This window comes from Streptomyces sp. NPDC040589 (assembly GCF_055594445.1).
Window position 1 is genome coordinate 574,421 of record NZ_JBVIWP010000005.1, and the last position, 18,622, is coordinate 593,042.

16 protein-coding genes are annotated in these 18,622 nt (G+C 68.8%); 8 read left to right on the forward strand and 8 right to left on the reverse strand.

What is annotated here, in order from left to right; genetic code table 11:
- Positions 1–4 precede the first annotated feature (4 nt).
- From ACZ58V_RS25430 to ACZ58V_RS25450, 5 genes are all read right to left on the reverse strand, one after another.
- Entirely contained in the window at positions 5–859 is an 855-nt protein-coding gene (locus ACZ58V_RS25430) for a hypothetical protein (RefSeq protein ID WP_471292526.1), read from the reverse strand.
- Positions 860–875: 16 nt separating this feature from the next.
- The gene (locus tag ACZ58V_RS25435) at positions 876–2,717 is read right to left on the reverse strand and encodes an Hsp70 family protein (protein ID WP_471292528.1); all 1,842 of its coding nucleotides are present in this window, start codon (positions 2,715–2,717) and stop codon (positions 876–878) included.
- Between the two features lie 492 nt (positions 2,718–3,209).
- Positions 3,210–3,527, reverse strand: coding sequence for a hypothetical protein (locus ACZ58V_RS25440; RefSeq protein WP_471292530.1), 318 nt, complete (start codon positions 3,525–3,527; stop codon positions 3,210–3,212).
- 22 nt (positions 3,528–3,549) lie between these two features.
- The gene (locus tag ACZ58V_RS25445) at positions 3,550–3,843 is read right to left on the reverse strand and encodes an AbrB/MazE/SpoVT family DNA-binding domain-containing protein (protein WP_079130912.1); all 294 of its coding nucleotides are present in this window, start codon (positions 3,841–3,843) and stop codon (positions 3,550–3,552) included.
- Positions 3,844–4,060: 217 nt separating this feature from the next.
- Complete coding sequence (locus tag ACZ58V_RS25450) at positions 4,061–6,382, reverse strand: (Fe-S)-binding protein (RefSeq protein WP_471292532.1); 2,322 nt, start codon at positions 6,380–6,382, stop codon at positions 4,061–4,063.
- A 229-nt stretch (positions 6,383–6,611) separates the two neighbouring features.
- Here ACZ58V_RS25450 and ACZ58V_RS25455 point away from each other — a divergent pair, with 229 nt between their 5' ends.
- From ACZ58V_RS25455 to ACZ58V_RS25480, 6 genes are all read left to right on the forward strand, one after another.
- Positions 6,612–7,640 (forward strand): MraY family glycosyltransferase, encoded by a 1,029-nt coding sequence (locus ACZ58V_RS25455; RefSeq protein ID WP_471292534.1) that lies wholly within the window; start codon positions 6,612–6,614, stop codon positions 7,638–7,640.
- Positions 7,641–7,734: 94 nt separating this feature from the next.
- Complete coding sequence (gene dnaK / locus ACZ58V_RS25460) at positions 7,735–9,594, forward strand: molecular chaperone DnaK (RefSeq protein ID WP_328412370.1); 1,860 nt, start codon at positions 7,735–7,737, stop codon at positions 9,592–9,594.
- Complete coding sequence (grpE, locus tag ACZ58V_RS25465; RefSeq protein ID WP_189725661.1) at positions 9,591–10,244, forward strand: nucleotide exchange factor GrpE; 654 nt, start codon at positions 9,591–9,593, stop codon at positions 10,242–10,244. The genes dnaK and grpE overlap by 4 nt, the downstream gene beginning before the upstream one ends.
- Positions 10,245–10,280: 36 nt before the next feature.
- Positions 10,281–11,465: a molecular chaperone DnaJ gene (dnaJ, locus tag ACZ58V_RS25470; RefSeq protein ID WP_189725662.1), complete on the forward strand. Its 1,185-nt coding sequence runs from the start codon at positions 10,281–10,283 to the stop codon at positions 11,463–11,465.
- Between the two features lie 5 nt (positions 11,466–11,470).
- Positions 11,471–11,923, forward strand: a complete 453-nt coding sequence (locus tag ACZ58V_RS25475) for a heat shock protein transcriptional repressor HspR (RefSeq protein ID WP_184594941.1) — start codon at positions 11,471–11,473, stop codon at positions 11,921–11,923.
- Positions 11,924–12,200: 277 nt separating this feature from the next.
- Entirely contained in the window at positions 12,201–13,310 is a 1,110-nt protein-coding gene (locus ACZ58V_RS25480; protein ID WP_468192804.1) for a sugar ABC transporter substrate-binding protein, read from the forward strand.
- 53 nt (positions 13,311–13,363) lie between these two features.
- Here the strand turns inward: ACZ58V_RS25480 and ACZ58V_RS25485 are convergent, their stop codons facing one another.
- Complete coding sequence (locus ACZ58V_RS25485; protein ID WP_471292537.1) at positions 13,364–14,578, reverse strand: DUF418 domain-containing protein; 1,215 nt, start codon at positions 14,576–14,578, stop codon at positions 13,364–13,366.
- A gap of 233 nt (positions 14,579–14,811) precedes the next feature.
- Here ACZ58V_RS25485 and ACZ58V_RS25490 point away from each other — a divergent pair, with 233 nt between their 5' ends.
- A complete protein-coding gene (locus ACZ58V_RS25490; protein WP_468192801.1) occupies positions 14,812–15,849 on the forward strand; it encodes a helix-turn-helix transcriptional regulator in 1,038 nt (345 codons plus the stop codon).
- Here ACZ58V_RS25490 and ACZ58V_RS25495 read toward each other — a convergent pair.
- Together ACZ58V_RS25495 and ACZ58V_RS25500 are read right to left on the reverse strand one after the other, a co-directional pair.
- Positions 15,812–16,801, reverse strand: a complete 990-nt coding sequence (locus ACZ58V_RS25495) for a LuxR C-terminal-related transcriptional regulator (protein ID WP_471292538.1) — start codon at positions 16,799–16,801, stop codon at positions 15,812–15,814. The genes ACZ58V_RS25490 and ACZ58V_RS25495 overlap by 38 nt on opposite strands.
- A 17-nt stretch (positions 16,802–16,818) precedes the next feature.
- Positions 16,819–17,829 carry a helix-turn-helix transcriptional regulator gene (locus ACZ58V_RS25500; RefSeq protein ID WP_468192798.1) on the reverse strand — a complete coding sequence of 337 codons (1,011 nt, stop codon included), beginning with the start codon at positions 17,827–17,829 and terminating at the stop codon, positions 16,819–16,821.
- Between the two features lie 304 nt (positions 17,830–18,133).
- On the opposite strand from ACZ58V_RS25500, the gene ACZ58V_RS25505 reads away from it, so the two are divergent.
- Positions 18,134–18,469 carry a Rieske (2Fe-2S) protein gene (locus ACZ58V_RS25505; RefSeq protein WP_189725667.1) on the forward strand — a complete coding sequence of 112 codons (336 nt, stop codon included), beginning with the start codon at positions 18,134–18,136 and terminating at the stop codon, positions 18,467–18,469.
- Positions 18,470–18,622: the final 153 nt, after the last annotated feature.

Here is an 18,622-nt window from a genome sequence, read left to right on the forward strand (position 1 = left end):
CGGTTCACGGGCGGCCCGTCGGTGTCACGAACACGATCGGCCGGCTGAGGCTCTGGGGCCGGTCGCCGCCCACGACGTACGCGGGAGCGATCAGGAACTCCGGTTGGGCGTCGTCGGCCTGCCGCTCTTCCCAGGGCTGGTAGTGGTCCGCCGGGAGGGCCGTCAGGTCGACGGCGAAGTCGAGTTCGGCGGTGAGCGTAAGGCCCGCCACGCCCTCCCGCAGTTCCGCCGCCCTCCGGAACACGGCGACGAACTGGCCCCGGAACTGCGTTCCCTCGGTGGCCAGGCCGAGCGCGCGCAGCCGGGCGACGATCTCATCCGGGGTGCTGGACATCGGCTGGTCGAGCGGCTGGAACAGGAGCACGACGAGGTGCGCGACGGCCTGGGCGCGACGCCGCGCCAGCTCCGTGCGTCCTTCGTCCCCGTCCTTGGGGCACAGCAGGCGTCCCAGGTCGCGCAGGGCCTGCGTCACCAGCGTCCGGTACGTCTGGGCGAGTTCGAGGTGACGGCGATGGACGTCGGAGGTGGCGCGGCCCGCGTCGATCGCGTCGCGCACTCCCTGGTCGCGCAGGGCGTCCAGAAGCAACTCGACGTTGTGTGCCACCGCGTCGAGCCGCTTGCCGAGGCTGTCCACGCTGCGCTGCAGGGCTTCTGTCCTTGCTTCCGTCCGCGTGGTGAGGGCCTCGGTCTGCCGCTTGATGTCCTCGACGACCTGCTCGCGCAGCCACAGGCACCCGGCAGCGGTGTCGCGCTTGTTCTTGTCCTTCCTGCCCGCTCCCCACCCCCGCGTGGAGCCCGGTTCCATGCACTCGTTGTGCTCCTGGTCCTCGGAGTCGAAGCCGTTTGTGCTCCGGTCCATGAATCACCCACCTGCCTTACCCGTGCCGTCCGTACAGTTCCGTGAACGTGATCGTGGCCTTGCGACGCGCGCCACTGACCCGGTCGCGGGTTTCGACCGCGATCTCCGAGCCGCCGAACGCGTAGTAGATGTCGAGCCTGCGTTTGGTGGACGGCAGGTTCACTGAGCCGGAGACATCCGCAGTGACCGTCCCCACACGTTCACAGCCCTCCTCGTCGGCGTACTGCGGATCGTCGCTGAAGGTCGCGAGCAAAGGGATGTCGAAGGTGCGGACGTTGCGTTCCGTCACCCTGAGGTTGTCCTCGACGACCCGGTCGACGGGGACCAGGTCGCCGCGCCACACCATGACGCGGAATCGCCGCCTGCAGCTCACCTCCCCTTCCTCGTTGACGAAGCGCTTGTCCACCGGGTCCACCCCGTCACGGAAGGGCATGGAGCACTGGAAGCCGTAGGTGTACTTGGAGCGGCGTCCCCAGATGACGGACGGGTCGTAGGCGAAGTGCACGGCCCCGCCGAGGACGGCGACCGCGGGATCCTGCGGGATCACCACCTTGATCTCGCCGCCGAACCGGTGGGCGATCCGGTCCCGCAGATAGGTGGAGCGGGCGAATCCGCCGACGATGAGGATCTGGTCCACGCCCTTGACGGGGCCGCCGTCGAGGACGGTCCGGCACTGCCGTTCGATCGTGTCCAGAACCGGCTCGACCACCGAGTCGTGGAGTGCGGTGACCTCCTGTGGGGTCAGGACGAGGTGATAGGGGTCGTCGAAGGCCAGCTCCGTCAGCCGCTCCCTGGTGGACTCCGTGAGTGCCTCCCAGAGTCGGCCGGGTACTTCGATGTCGCAGGAGCTGGTGAGGGTCGGTGTGCCGTCGGGCTCCGTCTCGGAGTGCAGGCCGAGCTTCTGCTCCTCCCAGCGGTCCTCCAGCATGGCGATCTCCCGCGGGTGGGAGACCGTCAGTGCCTTCAACTGCTCGACACCGAAGCGGTCGGCGAGCACCTGCTCGACGAAGTGCTGGTTGATGTAGGCCGAGCCCAGCGGGCCGCCGTCGGCGATACCGATCTCTGCCAGCCGGTTGGAACCGACGCCTTCCGGGCGGATCTGGTAGCTGGTGATGTCGACGGTGCCGCCGCCGCAGTCGACCACCATGAAGCGGCTGCCGGCCGTCGCGACGTCGAGACGGCCTTCGGGCCGCGTCGGTCCGAGCAGGGTGCCGGGGGTGAGCGCGCAGTAGACGGCCGCCGCCTCCGGCTCGCTGACGAGCAGCAGCCGTTCCGCGTCGGCGGGCATGCCGGCCTGTGCCGCGGCGTCACGCATCGCCCGCTTCTCGGAGTCCGTCCAGATCGCGGGTACCGTGATGCACCAGCGGATGTCGTCCTCCGTGAATCCGATACCGCGGTAGCTGGTCGCCTCGATCTCCTTGAGGGCTGTCCGGTACAGCTTGCCGAGACAGTCCGCGATCAACCTCCGCACCGTCTGGCGGTCGGCCCCGGCGAGGCTGCCGAGGAAGCGTGGTACGTCGACCCGCGGGGCGTCGGACCGCAGCGCCATCTTGAACCTGGTGGCGTATCCGAGACGGCTCGGATTTCCCCGGCTGAGTTCGGTCTGCCAGCGTTTGCGGGCCTCGAACCCGAACTCCACGGCCGTTCCGTACTGATTCACCAGGACGGCCGTCAGATCCTTCGGATAGGAACTGCTGCCACCATGGGGTACGAAGTCCTGGTAGACGATATAGCGGTTGTTGACCATGTTCTGCAGATTCGAAACAGTCGCCCAGGCGAATCCGGAGCCATGTGTTCCGAAATCGATGGCCGCGACGACCTTGGGCACGAACGCGCTGACGGACGGTGAATGGCTCAACCCAGCCCTCCCCCTCAGACCGGATGCGGGCAGGGGACAGGAAGAATCGCGCTCGCCGGTCCCCACCCTCGTACGCGCGAACCGGCCTGCAGAGTGGCCGATTCAACGCGTTCTTCATTCCCACGGGGCCGCTGTGAAAACACATAACAATGTTGTCGGCCGAGGGATCCCGCGGAGTCGTCTCGGCAGGAACTCCCGAGTGTGACGCACCTCGTAGACCACACATCCCGCATCGGCTACCGCCCGCCGATGACGCGCGGCCCGAACGATTCTGTTCGAGAGAATCAAATTTCTGATCGATGTCTTTCGTCGGTGACTATGTCGGCCGTCGAGGCCAGTCTCACCGTCGACCATGGCCGGCAACGATGCATCCTGCCCAGCTGAAAGTGTCTCGTGTTCTTGCGCGTGAAAAGCCCGCCGTTCGGCAACACGAACCCAGCGGAACGACACGAGAGCGGCCCGGACGTGTTCATGTGGGCCGCTCTCGGTTTCTCAGGCGGGACCCGGATCGAAGATCTCGTGTCCACCGACCCGACGCCAGATGACGTGCGGCTCGCCTGCGCGGAGTTCCTCTCCGTACTGCCAGGTGGCGCGCCCGTCAGGCGCCCAGGTCATTTCCATGACGGGGCGCTCGCCGTCAGGGAGTCTGACTCCCTGGACCGGCTTGATTCGGAGGCCGGGCCGAAACTGCCCAGTCGCGACGTCCGGTACGAACTTGTTCCGGACGGTCTCCTCGAACCGCTCTCGCTCCTTCGGGAGGAGCTTCTTGAAGTCGCGGTCGAAGCGGGCAGTCGTCGCGAAGGTCGGCAATAGGGCCTCCAAGGGGTCGGGGTCAGCTCTCCTTGTCGAGGTGCGCGAACATGCCGTCCACGTCCTCGTGGCGGGTCGTGCGCCCAGCCGCGATGTCCTCACTGGCCTCGCGCTCACCGGCCTGCCACCGCTCCGTCCAGAACCAGGCCTGATCGGTGCGGATCTTCCTCAGTCCGTGAACCTCGACGACGCCGGCGTCATTGATCTCGAACTCAAGCTCGTCACCTGGGGAGACCCCCAGCGCCTCGCGTACGCCTGCGGGCAGCGTCAGCTGCCCCTTGTCGCGCACGCTGGCCTGGAACGTAGCCGCAGCCATGGATGACCTCCCACTCTCACCTTCCATGTCTCCTTCGCTACTCAGGCTACCCAGTAATACGTCAAATTGCGACTCTCCAACTTTCTGACTTTCTCACAATCTACCATCCGGCTTCGGTCCATCAGCGGTGGAACATCGCGACGGGCCTGTGAACAACGACGTCCCCTGCTGTTCCTCACAGCAGGGGACGTCGGAAACAACCGCGACAGAGGAGGAGCTACTTCACCGGCTCCGGCTCCGGGGCACTCTCCGAGTCCGACGTGCCCGCCGGCGGCTCGCCGCCGTCGTTGTCATCGTCGGAGCCCTCCGCGGGGACCGGCGTCTTGACGGAGTCCAGCAGGAGCTGGGCCACGTCCACGACGGTGATCGACTCCTTGGCCTTGCCGTCGTTCTTCTTGCCGTTCACGGAGTCCGTGAGCATGACGAGGCAGAACGGGCAGGCCGTGGAGACGATGTCGGGGTTGACCGACAGGGCCTCGTCGACGCGCTCGTTGTTGATGCGCTTGCCGATGCGCTCTTCCATCCACATCCGGGCGCCACCCGCGCCGCAGCAGAAGCCCCGCTCCTTGTGGCGGTGCATCTCCTCGTTGCGGATGCCCGGGACGCTGGCGATGATCTCGCGCGGGGGCGTGTAGATCTTGTTGTGGCGGCCCAGGTAGCACGGGTCGTGGTACGTGATGATGCCCTCGACCGGCGTGACCGGGATCAGCTTGCCCTCGTCGACGAGGTGCTGGAGCAGCTGGGTGTGGTGGATGACCTCGTAGTCGCCGCCGAGCTGCGGGTACTCGTTGCCGAGCGTGTTGAGGCAGTGCGGGCAGGTCGCGACGATCTTCTTGGCGGACTTCGGCTTGCGGGACTCGTCGGTGACCTTGCCCTCGTCGTCCATCTCCTCGCCGAAGGCGGCGTTGAGGGACATGACGTTCTCCATGCCGAGTTCCTGGAACAGCGGCTCGTTGCCCAGGCGGCGGGCGGAGTCACCCGTGCACTTCTCGTCGCCGCCCATGATGGCGAACTTGACGCCCGCGATGTTCAGGAGCTCCGCGAAGGCCTTCGTCGTCTTCTTCGCGCGGTCCTCGAGGGCGCCCGCGCAGCCGACCCAGTACAGGTACTCGACCTCGGACAGGTCCTCGATGTCCTTGCCGACGACCGGGACCTCGAAGTCCAGCTCCTTCAGCCACTCCAGGCGCTGCTTCTTCGCCAGGCCCCAGGGGTTGCCCTTCTTCTCCAGGTTCTTGAGCATCGTGCCCGCCTCGGACGGGAAGGAGCTCTCGATCATCACCTGGTAGCGGCGCATGTCGACGATGTGGTCGACGTGCTCGATGTCCACCGGGCACTGCTCGACACAGGCACCGCAGGTGGTGCAGGACCACAGGACGTCCGGGTCGATGACGCCGTTCTCCTCGGCGGTGCCGATCAGCGGGCGCTCGGCCTCCGCCAGAGCGGCCGCGGGCACATCGGCCAGCTGCTCCTCGGACGCCTTCTCCTCGCCCTCCATCGTCTTGCCGCCGCCGGCCAGCAGGTACGGCGCCTTGGCGTGCGCGTGGTCCCGCAGGGACATGATCAGCAGCTTGGGGGAGAGGGGCTTGCCCGTGTTCCACGCCGGGCACTGCGACTGGCAGCGGCCGCACTCGGTGCAGGTGGAGAAGTCCAGCAGGCCCTTCCACGAGTACTGCTCGACCTGGGAGACGCCGAAGACGTCGTCGTCGCCCGGGTCGGTGAAGTCGATCGGCTTGCCGCCGGACGTCATCGGCTGCAGGGCACCGAGGGCCGTGCCGCCCGTGGCCTCGCGCTTGAACCAGATGTTCGGGAACGCCAGGAAGCGGTGCCAGGCGACACCCATGTTGGTGTTCAGGCTGACCGTGATCATCCAGATCATGGTCGTGCCCAGCTTGATCATCGCGAAGAAGTAGACGAGGTTCTGCAGCGCGGCGACGCTCAGCCCCTTGAAGGCCAGGACCAGCGGGTACGACGCGAAGTACGCGGCCTCGTAGCCCTCCACGTGGTGCAGCGCGCCCTCCAGGCCCCGCAGCACGTAGATCGCCAGGCCGATGGTGAGGATGACGTACTCGACGAAGTACGCCTGGCCCATCTTCGAACCGGCGAAGCGGGACTTGCGGCCCGGGCGCGACGGCAGGTTCAGCAGACGGATCACCATCAGCGTGGCGATGCCGAGGGTCGTCATCGCGGCGATGAACTCGATGTAGAGCTCATAGGGGAGGAAGCCGCCGATGACCGGCAGCGTCCAGTCGGCCTTGAACAGCTGGCCGTACGCGGTGATGATCGTCGGCGGCAGCGTCAGGAAGCCGATCGCCACGAACCAGTGGGCGATACCGACGATGCCCCACCGGTTCATGCGCGTGTGGCCGAGGAACTCCTTCACCAGGGTCACGCTGCGCTGGTAGGGATTGTCGGTCCGCGTACCGGCCGGGACCGGCTGGCCCAGCTTGAAATACCGGACGAACTGGCCGATCGCGCGTGCGAGCAGCGCGACGCCGACCACGGTCAGAACCAGCGACACGATGATCGCGGCGAGTTGCATGGGGGCTCCTCGGGCCTGCGAGGGGTTTCTGTCGGGGACTCTCCGTCTCGAAGGGTTCCCGAGATTACTAAGCGGTAACTTATGCAGTCCGTCTGAGACTACCCCTATCCTCCGCCGCACTGTAGCCGGGTGGGGGGTGATCTGAATCGCTGAGGGTTGCCTCAGATCCGGTCGCGATCCGGTCGTGTTAGTCGTACCGAATTGTCATAGTCCCGCCTAACTTATATCCGTGCTCTACGGGATCGCTGCCGCCGCCATCGCCCTGCTGCTCACCGCCCTGCTCGCCGCCCTCCTCCGGGCGCCCGCCCGGTGGTCGCGGCTGGTCGACCGGCGGCGGCAGCGAGAGGTGCCGCTGTCCGGTGGTGTGGCCGTCGTGGTGGTCACCGGCGGGGTGGTGTGCGCCTACGGCTGGGTGGAGGGCGTGCCGACCGGGGGCGAGGTGCGGGAACTGCTCGTCGCCGGGGGTGTGGTGGCCCTGCTCGGGCTGGTCGACGACGTCTGGCGGCTGCGGCGGCGGGTGCTGTTCGCCGGTACGGCCGTGGCGGCCGCGTGCGTCGTGCCGTACGGGGAGACGGGCGTGGGGACCGGGCTGCTGGCCGTCGTGTGGGTCGCGGGGCTGACCCTCGGGTTCCGGGGGGTCGATCACGCCGACGGGCTCGCCGGGACCGTGGGGGTCGTCACCGCCTTCGGGGTGGGGGTCTGCGCCGCGGTCGAGGTGATGGACGGGATCGCCGTGCTGATGAGCGTGCTGGCCGCCGCGCTGACCGGGTTCCTCATGCACAACTGGCATCCCGCCCGGGTCGCGCTCGGCGCGTGCGGGTCCATGTCCGCGGGGTTCGTGATCGCCATGGGGACCGTGTACGCGCGGGCCGGGTTCGGGCTCGGGGAGAGCGCGGGGGTGCTGTTCGCGCTGACGGCCCTGGTGTGTGCCGATGCCGGGCTGGTCCTGCTGTCGCGGCGGATGGCCGGCCGGGCCGTTCTCCGCAGTGGCCCCGACCATCTCGCGCACCGGCTGCGGCGGCTCGGGCTGACCGCGCCGGGCGCGAGCCTGCTGCTGGGGACCGGGGCGTTGTCCGGGGTGGCCGTCGGGGTACTCGCGCACGCCGGCTGGGTCGGCGACGACGCGCTGTGGTGGGTGGCGGGGGCGGCACTCGTCGTCGTCCTCGCTGTGTCACGCGTCTCGGTGTACCCCTCCCGTGGCCCTCGGCGTGAGATGTCACCGCAGGTCAGAGTCCCGTTGCGTGTAAGGAACGGATAAGACTTGAGTCCGGTCGACTCAGCTCTGTTGACCGGTTGCGGGCCGTCGTGCACACTTGAGTCCGTTCCACTCAAGTCAGCTGGAGGAATCAACCATGGCACGTGCGGTCGGCATCGACCTGGGCACGACTAACTCCGTCGTCAGCGTTCTGGAGGGCGGCGAGCCCACCGTCATCACCAACGCCGAGGGCGCCAGGACCACGCCGTCCGTCGTCGCCTTCGCCAAGAACGGTGAAGTGCTCGTCGGAGAGGTGGCCAAGCGCCAGGCGGTCACGAACGTGGACCGGACCATCCGCTCCGTCAAGCGGCACATGGGCACGGACTGGAAGATCGAGCTCGACGGGAAGCCCTTCAACCCGCAGCAGATCAGCGCCTTCGTGCTCCAGAAGCTGAAGCGGGACGCCGAGTCCTACCTGGGCGAGAAGGTGACCGACGCGGTCATCACCGTCCCGGCGTACTTCAACGACTCCGAGCGTCAGGCCACGAAGGAGGCCGGCGAGATCGCGGGCCTCAACGTCCTGCGCATCGTCAACGAGCCCACCGCGGCCGCCCTGGCGTACGGCCTCGACAAGGACGACCAGACCATCCTGGTCTTCGACCTCGGTGGCGGTACGTTCGACGTCTCGCTGCTGGAGATCGGCGACGGCGTCGTCGAGGTGAAGGCCACCAACGGTGACAACCACCTCGGTGGTGACGACTGGGACCAGCGCATCGTCGACTACCTGGTCCAGCAGTTCCAGTCCGGCCACGGCGTGGACCTGGGCAAGGACAAGATGGCCCTGCAGCGTCTGCGCGAGGCCGCCGAGAAGGCGAAGATCGAGCTGTCCTCGTCCACCGAGACCTCGATCAACCTGCCCTACATCACCGCCTCCGCCGAGGGCCCCCTGCACCTCGACGAGAAGCTCACCCGCGCCCAGTTCCAGCAGCTGACCGCGGACCTGCTGGAGCGCTGCAAGACGCCGTTCCACAACGTCATCAAGGACGCCGGGATCAACCTCTCCGAGATCGACCACGTCGTTCTCGTCGGTGGCTCCACGCGTATGCCCGCCGTCGCCGAACTGGTCAAGGACCTGACCGGCGGCAAGGACGCCAACAAGGGCGTCAACCCGGACGAGGTCGTCGCCATCGGCGCCGCCCTGCAGGCCGGTGTCCTCAAGGGCGAGGTCAAGGACGTCCTGCTCCTCGACGTCACCCCGCTGTCCCTCGGTATCGAGACCAAGGGCGGCATCATGACCAAGCTCATCGAGCGGAACACGACGATCCCGACCAAGCGGTCCGAGATCTTCACCACCGCCGAGGACAACCAGCCCTCCGTGCAGATCCAGGTCTACCAGGGCGAGCGCGAGATCGCGGCGTACAACAAGAAGCTCGGGATGTTCGAGCTGACCGGTCTGCCCCCGGCGCCCCGCGGCGTCCCGCAGATCGAGGTGTCCTTCGACATCGACGCCAACGGCATCATGCACGTCACGGCGAAGGACCTCGGCACCGGCAAGGAGCAGAAGATGACCGTCACCGGCGGCTCCTCGCTGCCGAAGGACGAGGTCGACCGCATGCGCCAGGAGGCCGAGCAGTACGCGGAGGAGGACCACAAGCGCCGCGAGGCCGCCGAGTCCCGCAACCAGGGCGAGCAGCTCGTCTACCAGACCGAGAAGTTCCTCAAGGACAACGAGGACAAGGTCCCGGGCGAGATCAAGACCGAGGTCGAAGAGGCCGTCAATGAGCTGAAGGAAAAGCTCAAGGGCGAGGACTCGGCCGAGATCCGCACCGCCACGGAGAAGGTCGCGGCCGTCTCGCAGAAGCTCGGCCAGGCCATGTACGCCGACGCGAACGCCGCGCAGGCCGACGGCGCCTCCGCCGGAGCCGGCGCTGGTGCCGGTGCCGGTGACGCCAAGGCCGACGACGACGTCGTCGACGCCGAGATCGTCGACGAGGACCGGAAGGATGGTGCCGCGTGACGGAGGAGACCCCGGGCTTCGACGAGCAGCAGCCCGACGTCCCTTCCGGCGCCACCTCCGATGACGCCGAGCCGAAGGCCGCCTCCTCCTCCGAGGAGGGGGCGGCCCCGGCCGGGGACACGGGTCAGGACGTGGCCCTGGTGGCCCAGCTGGACCAGGCCCGCACGGCGCTCAACGAGCGCACGGGCGACCTCCAGCGCCTCCAGGCCGAGTTCCAGAACTACCGCCGCCGGGTCGAGCGCGACCGGATCGCGGTCAAGGAGATCGCCATCGCGAATCTCCTGACCGAGCTCCTGCCCGTGCTCGACGACATCGGCCGCGCGCGTGAACACGGCGAACTGGTCGGCGGCTTCAAGTCCGTCGCCGAGTCGCTGGAGAGCACCGCGGCGAAGATGGGCCTGCAGCAGTTCGGCAAGGAGGGCGAGCCCTTCGACCCGACGATCCACGAAGCCCTGATGCACAGCTACGCACCCGACGTCACCGAGACGACGTGCGTGGCGATTCTGCAGCCCGGGTACCGGATCGGCGAGCGCACCATCCGCCCCGCGCGGGTGGCTGTGGCCGAACCCCAGCCGGGGGCGCAGACGGTCAAGGCGGACGAGTCCGCCGACGCCGACGACAAGGAGAGCGGTGGCCCGGACGAGGGCTGACGTCATATCGGACGACAGGAAGGAGGGGCGTCGAGGATGAGCACCAAGGACTTCATCGAGAAGGACTACTACAAGGTCCTCGGCGTCCCCAAGGACGCCACCGAGGCCGAGATCAAGAAGGCGTACCGGAAGCTCGCCCGCGAGAACCACCCGGACGCCAACAAGGGAAACGTCAAGGCGGAGGAGCGCTTCAAGGAGATCTCCGAGGCCAACGACATTCTCGGCGACCCCAAGAAGCGCAAGGAGTACGACGAGGCACGCGCCCTCTTCGGCAACGGCGGCTTCCGGCCGGGGCCCGGCGGGAGCGGCGGCTCCTTCAACTTCGACCTGGGCGACCTCTTCGGAGGCGGCCCCCAGGGCCAAGGACAGGGAGCCGGCGGCTTCGGCGGCGGGATCGGTGACGTCTTCGGGGGCCTGTTCAACCGCGGCGGCGCGGGCGCGGGGACGCGCACGCACCCGCGGCGCGGCCAGGACATCGAGTCCGAGGTCACGCTCAGCTTCACCGAGGCGATCGAGGGCGCGACGGTCCCGCTGCGGATGTCCTCGCAGTCACCCTGCAAGGCCTGCTCGGGCACCGGCGACAAGAACGGCACACCGCGCGTGTGCCCGACCTGCGTCGGCACCGGGCAGGTCGCCCGGGGCAGCGGCGGGGGCTTCTCCCTCACCGACCCCTGCCCGGACTGCAAGGGCCGCGGCCTGATCGCGGAGCACGCCTGCGAGGTCTGCAAGGGCAGCGGCCGGGCCAAGTCCTCGCGGACCATGCAGGTGCGCATCCCCGCGGGCGTCAGCGACGGCCAGCGGATCCGGCTGCGCGGCAAGGGAGCACCCGGTGAGCGGGGCGGCCCGGCGGGTGACCTGTACGTGGTCGTGCACGTCGACTCCCACCCGGTGTTCGGCCGCAAGGACGACAACCTCACCGTCACCGTCCCGGTGACCTTCGCCGAGGCGGCCCTCGGCGGCGAGGTCCGGGTGCCGACGCTGGGCGGCCCGCCCGTCACGCTGAAGCTGCCGCCGGGCACGCCCAACGGCCGCACCATGCGCGCCCGGGGCAAGGGCGCGGTCCGCAAGGACGGCACCCGCGGGGACCTTCTGGTCACCGTCGAGGTGAGTGTTCCGACGGACCTGACGGGGAAGGCTCGTGACGCACTCGAGGCGTATCGCGAGGCGACTTCGGGTGAGGATCCGCGGGCGGATCTGTTCCAGGCCGCGAAGGGAGCATGAGGCAGATGGACGGTCGTCGGCGCAATCCGTATGAACTGACCGAGGAAACCCCGGTCTACGTCATCTCGGTGGCGGCCCAGCTGTCCGGCCTGCACCCTCAGACCCTGCGCCAGTACGACCGCCTCGGCCTGGTGTCCCCCGACCGCACCGCCGGCCGGGGCCGGCGCTACTCGGCCCGCGACATCCAACTGCTCCGTCAGGTGCAGCAGTTGTCGCAGGACGAGGGCATCAACCTCGCCGGCATCAAGCGCATCATCGAACTGGAGAACCAGGTCGCCGCGCTCCAGGCCCGTGCGGCCGAACTGGAGAACGCGCTCGACGGCGCGGCGGCGGCGATGCGCCAGCGCGAGGCGGCGGTGCACGCGTCGTACCGCCGCGACCTCGTGCCGTACCAGGAGGTACAGCAGAGCAGCGCGCTGGTGGTGTGGCGGCCGAAGCGGCAGCAGCAGTCGGACTGACTGCCTGTCCAGAGTCTGTGAAAGGGGCCGGGAGGCAACTCCCGGCCCCTTTCGCATGTCTTGGCCCGGTTTCGCCGGGTCTCCCGCCGATGGGTGGCCCGTGCAGGGAGCCTGGAGGTGATTCCGCAGAGTCTTCACAACGCTCGCGGAGCGTGGTGTTGTCATCTCGTTAAGTGCTTCCGCTTGACGCTGGGGGCCGCGTCCGCGTTGGCTTTTCAGTCACATGGGCCACAAAGCTGTGCCCACGTCCGAATCACACGTGAAGTGAGCTCCCGACATGCGTCGTCGTATCTCCATATCCGTGGCCGCGGCCGCGATGTCCGTCACGCTCGCCGGCTGCGGCGCGCTCAACGCGACGGGGAGCAGTGACGACGCGAGCCCGGCCAAGGGGAACGACATCACGGTGGGCCTGTTGCTACCGGAGAAGGCGAACACCCGGTACGAGAACTTCGACTACCCGATCATCAAGACGAAGGTCGAGTCCCTCACCAACAACAAGGGCCGCGTCGAGTACGCCAACGCCGAGGCGGACGCCGACACGCAGGCGGGCCAGATGCAGCAGATGATCGACGACCGGGTCGACGTGATCCTGCTGGACGCGGTCGACTCGCAGGCCATCGCGAGCGGCGTCAAGAAGGCCAAGGAGGCGGGCATCCCGGTCATCGCCTACGACCGGCTGGCCGAGGGACCGATCGAGGCCTACATCTCCTTCGACAACGAACTGGTCGGCGAGGTCCAGGGGCGCAGCCTGCTGGAGGCCATCGGCGAGGACGCGAGCCTCTCCGACAAGATCGTCATGATGAACGGCTCGTCGACCGACCCGAACGCCAAGCAGTTCAAGGCGGGTGCGATGTCCGCGCTGAACGGCAAGGTGACGATCGCGCAGTCCTTCGACACCAAGGACTGGAAGCCGGAGAACGCGCAGGCCAACATGGCCGACGCGATCCAGGCGATCGGCAAGGACGACATCGCCGCCGTCTACTCCGCCAACGACGGCATGGCCGGCGGCATCGTCAAGGCGCTGGAGGTCGCGGGCGTGACCGACCTGCCCCCGATCACCGGGCAGGACGCGGAGCTCCCGGCGGTGCAGCGGATCATCGCGGGCGAGCAGTACATGAGTGTGTACAAGTCGTACCCGCAGGAGGCCGAGAACGCCGCGGAGATGGCCGTGGCCAAGGTCCAGGGCCGGGACATCCAGTTCGCCGCCCTCACCCGCGACAAGGTCGACAGCCCCACCCACAAGGGCATACCGGCCCAGCTGGTGCCCGTGGTCGCGCTGACGAAGGGGAACATCAAGGACACGGTGGTCGCGGACGACATCTACAAGCTGTCGGACATCTGCACGGCCAAGTACCGGGCGGCGTGCGAGGCGATCGGCCTGAAGTGAGCCGGTGAGGAGTTGCTTCGCGCGTACGAGCGGCTTCGCGCGTACGGAGCCGCTCAGCCCCGGTGGGCCGCCTCGCGCTCCGGCGCTCCCGGTGTGCCGGCCCTGCCCGGCCGTCCGGCCAGGGTGATCACCCGGAGCAGCCACTCGGCGGGCCCGTGCCGGTGGCGCCGGGTCCACACCGTGCTGAGAGCGAGCTGCAGCGCGTAGACGGCACCCGCGAGCAGCAGCACGGCGGCCGGCCCCACCTGCCCGTAGAGGGACAGGCCGTACGCCGTGGCCACGAACATCATGATCAGGGACTGCCCGAGGTAGTTCGTGAGCGCCAGGCGCCCCGCCGGGACGAACAGCCGCCGCACCCGGTCTCCCCACGACGAGTGCAGCAGGAGCAGCAGGAGGCAGGCGTACGCGGCCGACAGGGCGGGTGCCGTCAGCATGCCGACGCCGATGCCCAGGAGTTGCCACCGGGCGTCCAGCGGACCGTCCGCGGCGGAGGCGAAGAAGAGGGCGCCAGGGACTCCGGCGGACAGGCCGACGGCCGTGATCCACAGCAGTCGAGGGCGGTCCGCTCCGCCGGATGCGAGCAGGCGCCGCTTCCCCGCGGCCAGACCGAGGAGAAACGCGCCGAGCACGCCCGGAGCCATGAGGAGGGAACCGAGGAGCGCCTCGGGCAGCCGGTCCAGGTTCTCCTGGACGACGGTGCCGGGACTGCCGCGGTAGGCGGCCACGGGCTGCGCGATCGGCTCGTGTGACGCGGGCTCCTCGTCGTCCACCCGCGTGGCCAGTGCCCCCAGTGCGGTGAGGACGACGACGTAGACCCCGTAGATCCAGGCGGCGGCCTTCACGGCGGTGGCCGGCTTGATCCGGCGAGCGCACAGCAGGATCAGGCCGAGGAGTCCGTAGGTCAGCAGGATGTCGCCGCTGTACAGCAGGATCGCGTGTGCCAGTCCGAGCAGCACCAGGCCGAGGGACCGGCGCAGAAAACGCGCGGTGGCGTTTCCTCCGTCCCGCTCGGCGGAGGCCTGTTGCAGGGTGAGGCTGTAGCCGAACAGGAACGAGAACAGCAGGTAGAACTTGAAGGTCGCCAGCGCCGTCACCAGCCAGACTGCGGCCTGGTCCCACGGGGGCGCGTCCGGCCGGCGGATCCCCTCCGTGACGTAAGGGTCCATCATCTGGGCGCTGTTGACCACCAGGATGCCCAGCAGGGCGAAACCCCGCAGCGCGTCGACAGCGGGCAGACGCCGGGGGTCCACCCCGGTGTTGACGGTCACGGGGCCTCCGAGGTGTCCGTGGACGGGCCTGGTCGGGGCCGTCCTCACAGAGGGTCACACGCCGGCTGCGCCCGCACCACCCCCTTCAGGGTTCAGCAGCCCGTGAGGGGGGTGTATTCGGCGGCAAAACGGCTGGAAAAGGGCCGTGGGTGCGGGGGAGCCGTGTTGCGGAGCAGGGCCGGTCCGCGCATAGTTGCGCTGCGGAAAGACGGCGACCGGGGGTGGGATGGGCGATGGCCGGGCACGGGGCGGAGGAGCATCCACACGGTGCTGACCGACTGTGCGAGGCCGGGGATCGCGTGTATTCCCGGGCCGTACGGCGGGGCCGCGTGCCGCGCGGGGATGCCGAACCGGTGCCCTGTCTGCTGGAACTCGCCCTGCTGCACCCGGACCCCGACGACATGGACTGGCTGGTGCCGACCTCCCCGCAGGAGGTCATGACCCGGCTGCTGCGCGGGATGTACGACGAGGTCAGCGCGAGTCAGCGGCGGGTGGGTTCGGCGGTGGAGGCCGTCGAGTGGTACGCCGGTCTCGGCCGCCGGGTGCGTCCGGCCTCGTCATGGGGGGAGGGGTCGGCGATCCGGGTGCTGGACGGACTCGCCCGGATCCAGACGGCGGTGGACGAGGCGACCCAGGCGTGCACGACCGAGGTGCTCACGGTCCAGCCCGGGGGCATCCGGCGCGAGGCGGAACTCTCCGAGGGCCTGCACCGGGCGCTGGCGCTGCGCGGCCGGGGCGTGCGGATGCGGGACCTGTACACCCATGTCGCCCGGCACGGGCAGGGGCTGCTGACGTATCTGGAGCTGATGGGTGACGCCGTGGAGGCGCGCACCCTGGACGAGGTGATCGACCGGCTGATCCTCTTCGACCGGACGGTGGCCTTCATCCCCGCCAACACCGACCGCACGATGGCCCTGGAGCTGCGGCATCCCGCGATCGTCGAGTACCTGGTGACCATGTTCGAGCGCCTGTGGCGCCTCGCCATCCCCCTGACCGCGCCGCTCCCCGAGACCGGCATCGAGGGCATCTCCCACCGGGAGCAGTCCATCGCGGCCCTGCTGGCGGAGGGCCACCAGGACGCGGTGATCGCGGAACGGCTGGGGATAAGCGTCCGGACCTGCCGGGCGCACATCGCCCGGCTCTCGGAGACGCTGGGGGCGGCGAGCCGTACGCAACTGGGCGTACGCATCGCCCAGGCAGGCCTGGACGGCCCACCGCGCTCCGCCGCGTCCCTCAGGGTTCCGGGTCAAGAATCCCCGACCGTCCGATGAGAAACCCGAGCTGTGCCCGGCTCTGACTGCCCAGCGTCGCCGCGAGCTTGGCGATGTGAACACGCGCGGTACGGATGTTCATGCCGAGCCGGTCGGCTATGACGGCGTCGGTGTGGCCTTCTACGAGGAGGGCGGCGATGGCGCGTTGGCGGGGGGTGATGCCGTTGCTGGAGGGCTGGGGGGCGGCGTCAGGGAACACCGGGGTGGCGAGGCGCCAGAGGCGGTCGAACGTGGTGGCCAGGTAGCCGACGATGGCCGGATGGCGGATCTCCAGCGCGAGGCCGCCGTCGCCGTCGGCGGGGACGAAGGCGACCGCCCGGTCGACGACGATGAGCCGGTCGGTGACCTCGTCCAGCGCACGCGCCTCGATGTCGCCCCGTAGCCGTTCGTGGTGGGCGACGGTGATGGGGGAGTGGCGGAGGGTGTGCTGGTAGAGGGTGCGGATGCGGCCGCCGCGGTCCAGCAGTGCCTGGTCGCGGCGGGTGGCGACGGCATAGGCCGCCTCGACCCGTTCCCTGGTGAACCGGGCGCGGGGCTGGACGGTGAGGAGTTCGCGGGACGCGTCCGCCATGGCCTCGGTGATGGCCTTGTTGATCCGCTCCTTTCCGCTGAGGAGCGTCAGCGTCGGGGTGCCGCCCGAGGCCGGGTCGTGCCCTTGGGCGGCAATGAGCGGCCCGAAGGTCTCGGCCAGCCGTTCCTCGCGTCGCCGTTCGCTCGCGATGCGTTCCCCGGAGAGCCGCAGCAGACGGTGGAGGGCGACGGCCGGCACCACGGGCTCAAGCTGGTGGAGGTCGTCGACGGCGGGGTGCAGCAGGCCGAAGTCCAGCAGGCAGGGCGCGGCGCGGGCGGTTTCCGCGGGGACGTGCCCCTCGCGCAGCGCCCGTTCGTACAACTCCCTTCCGGCGGGGCACAGTTCTGCCGCGTCGTGCGTGGGGTGCGGCGCCGCGGTCACTCGGGGCTTCCTCCTTCTCAGTGATCCTGCTGCAGGATCCCCGACTGCGCTATGAGATACCCGAGTTGGGCCCGGCTGCCGCTGCCCAGGGCCGAGGCCAGCTTGGCTATGTGAGCACGGCAGGTGCGTACGTTCATGCCCAGACGGCGTGCGATGGCCTCGTCGACATGGCCCTCGACCAGGAGCTTGGCTATGGAGTACTGGATGTCCGTGATGCCGCCGGTGGCCGCTTCGTAGGGAGTGCCGGTGCTCATCGGGACAGCTCGGTCCCACAGGTACTCGAAGACCTTGATCAGATAGCGGACCAGTCCGGGATGGCGCAACTCCAGGGCCACTTGCTGGTCGTCACGCGCGGGGATGAAGGCGACCGCCCCATCGCAGATGATCAAACGCTCGACCAGCTCGTCGATGGTGCGGTACTCCACCTTTCCCTCGGAGAGCTGGGCGACGTAGGACAGCTTCTCCGGGTTGTACCGGGCGGTGTGCTGGTAGAGGCTGCGGACCTTGACGCCGCGTTCGATCAACGGCCTGTCGCGCTCGAGGCTGCGCAGCAGGCTCCGTTCGGAGACCCGGTCACTGGGCTGCACCGTCAGAAGCTCCGTCTGGCACTGGGAGGTCGCCAGGTTGAGCGCTGCGTTGATGCGCTCACCGCCCTCCAATACCGTGATGGAGTCGCTGGTTGCCGTCGCCTGGGTGCCCAGCGCCATGAACGGCTCGAAGGTGTCCGCGAGTTGCACGGAGAGGCGTCGGCGCTCGGTGATCTCCCGCTCGAGGGGGTGCAGACGCTGCGCCAGGGCGACCGTCGGCGGCACGGGGCGCAGCCAGGTCGGATCGTCGGGATCGGGGTGCAGCAGGGCGAGTTCGACGAGGCAGGGAGCGGACTCCGCGTCAGCCCGCGCGACCCGTCCGACGCGCAGAGCTGTGGTATAGAGACGGCTTCCCGCTTCGCAGAGCTCGGTAATTGGGTGGGGATGTGCACCCTTAGTCCGATTAGTGCTCAAATCTCCACCCCCCAGGGTCCTGAACATGCAGGAACATGATGCACTGATTGTGTGGCCATGACGTGCCTGAATGAGCCATCGTCGTACTCGACGGGGGAAAAGGGGACCTTCAAGTGAGGACGAAGCCGACTATGCGTAACAAAATGCTTCGCTCGGTGCTTGTCGCCACCTTCTCCGCCGTTGTGGCCCTCGGTGCGCTGAGCGGCTTCTCCGATGCGAAGGACGGGATTCGGGCGAACACGCAGTGGCCGGCGGTGGGCGTGAACAATGCTGCAGCCGCTGACAACACCCAGTGGCCGAGCCCTGGGGCCGATGGAGCCGGGAGCTGACCGTGACCACTCCACCCGACGACCGCTCCTTCCGCCGTGAAATGGCCACCGCCTACCGCTCCGGCTGGCACTTCATCGACCTGGTCACCGCCATCCCCCACAGTGGTGACTCGTTGATGGTGACCGTTTTCGGCGAGCCGGTGGTCGTCACGCGGGACGATGACGAGGACGTACGGGCTTACCGGTGTCTGCGGCGGCCTCGGGGGGCGCCGCAGCCTGTGCGGTGCGCCGTACGGTACGGAATGATCTTTGTGAACCTGGACCAAAGGGACCACGAGCAGGTGGACGCCGAATCCCCTGCCCCGCGGACCATCTCTGCCACCCCCCGCAGTGCCTGACGCGATTCCCCCGTCGTAACAGATCGCTCAGGTGCTTCCCCCCGCAGCGGGGGGGGGGGGGGGGGGGGGGGGGGGGGGGGGGGGGGGGGGGGGGGGGGGGGGGGGGGGGGGGGGGGGGGGAGGGGGGGGGGGGGGGGAGGGAGGGAGGGGGAC

Coding starts and splice junctions, on each gene's coding strand:
- ACZ58V_RS25430 (WP_471292526.1), bottom strand. CDS start 859: ATGGACCGGAGCACAAACGGCTTCGACTCCGAGGACCAGGAGCACAAC.
- ACZ58V_RS25445 (WP_079130912.1), bottom strand. CDS start 3,843: ATGGCTGCGGCTACGTTCCAGGCCAGCGTGCGCGACAAGGGGCAGCTG.
- ACZ58V_RS25450 (WP_471292532.1), bottom strand. CDS start 6,382: ATGCAACTCGCCGCGATCATCGTGTCGCTGGTTCTGACCGTGGTCGGC.
- dnaK (WP_328412370.1), top strand. CDS start 7,735: ATGGCACGTGCGGTCGGCATCGACCTGGGCACGACTAACTCCGTCGTC.
- dnaJ (WP_189725662.1), top strand. CDS start 10,281: ATGAGCACCAAGGACTTCATCGAGAAGGACTACTACAAGGTCCTCGGC.
- ACZ58V_RS25475 (WP_184594941.1), top strand. CDS start 11,471: ATGGACGGTCGTCGGCGCAATCCGTATGAACTGACCGAGGAAACCCCG.
- ACZ58V_RS25480 (WP_468192804.1), top strand. CDS start 12,201: ATGCGTCGTCGTATCTCCATATCCGTGGCCGCGGCCGCGATGTCCGTC.
- ACZ58V_RS25490 (WP_468192801.1), top strand. CDS start 14,812: ATGGCCGGGCACGGGGCGGAGGAGCATCCACACGGTGCTGACCGACTG.
- ACZ58V_RS25500 (WP_468192798.1), bottom strand. CDS start 17,829: ATGTTCAGGACCCTGGGGGGTGGAGATTTGAGCACTAATCGGACTAAG.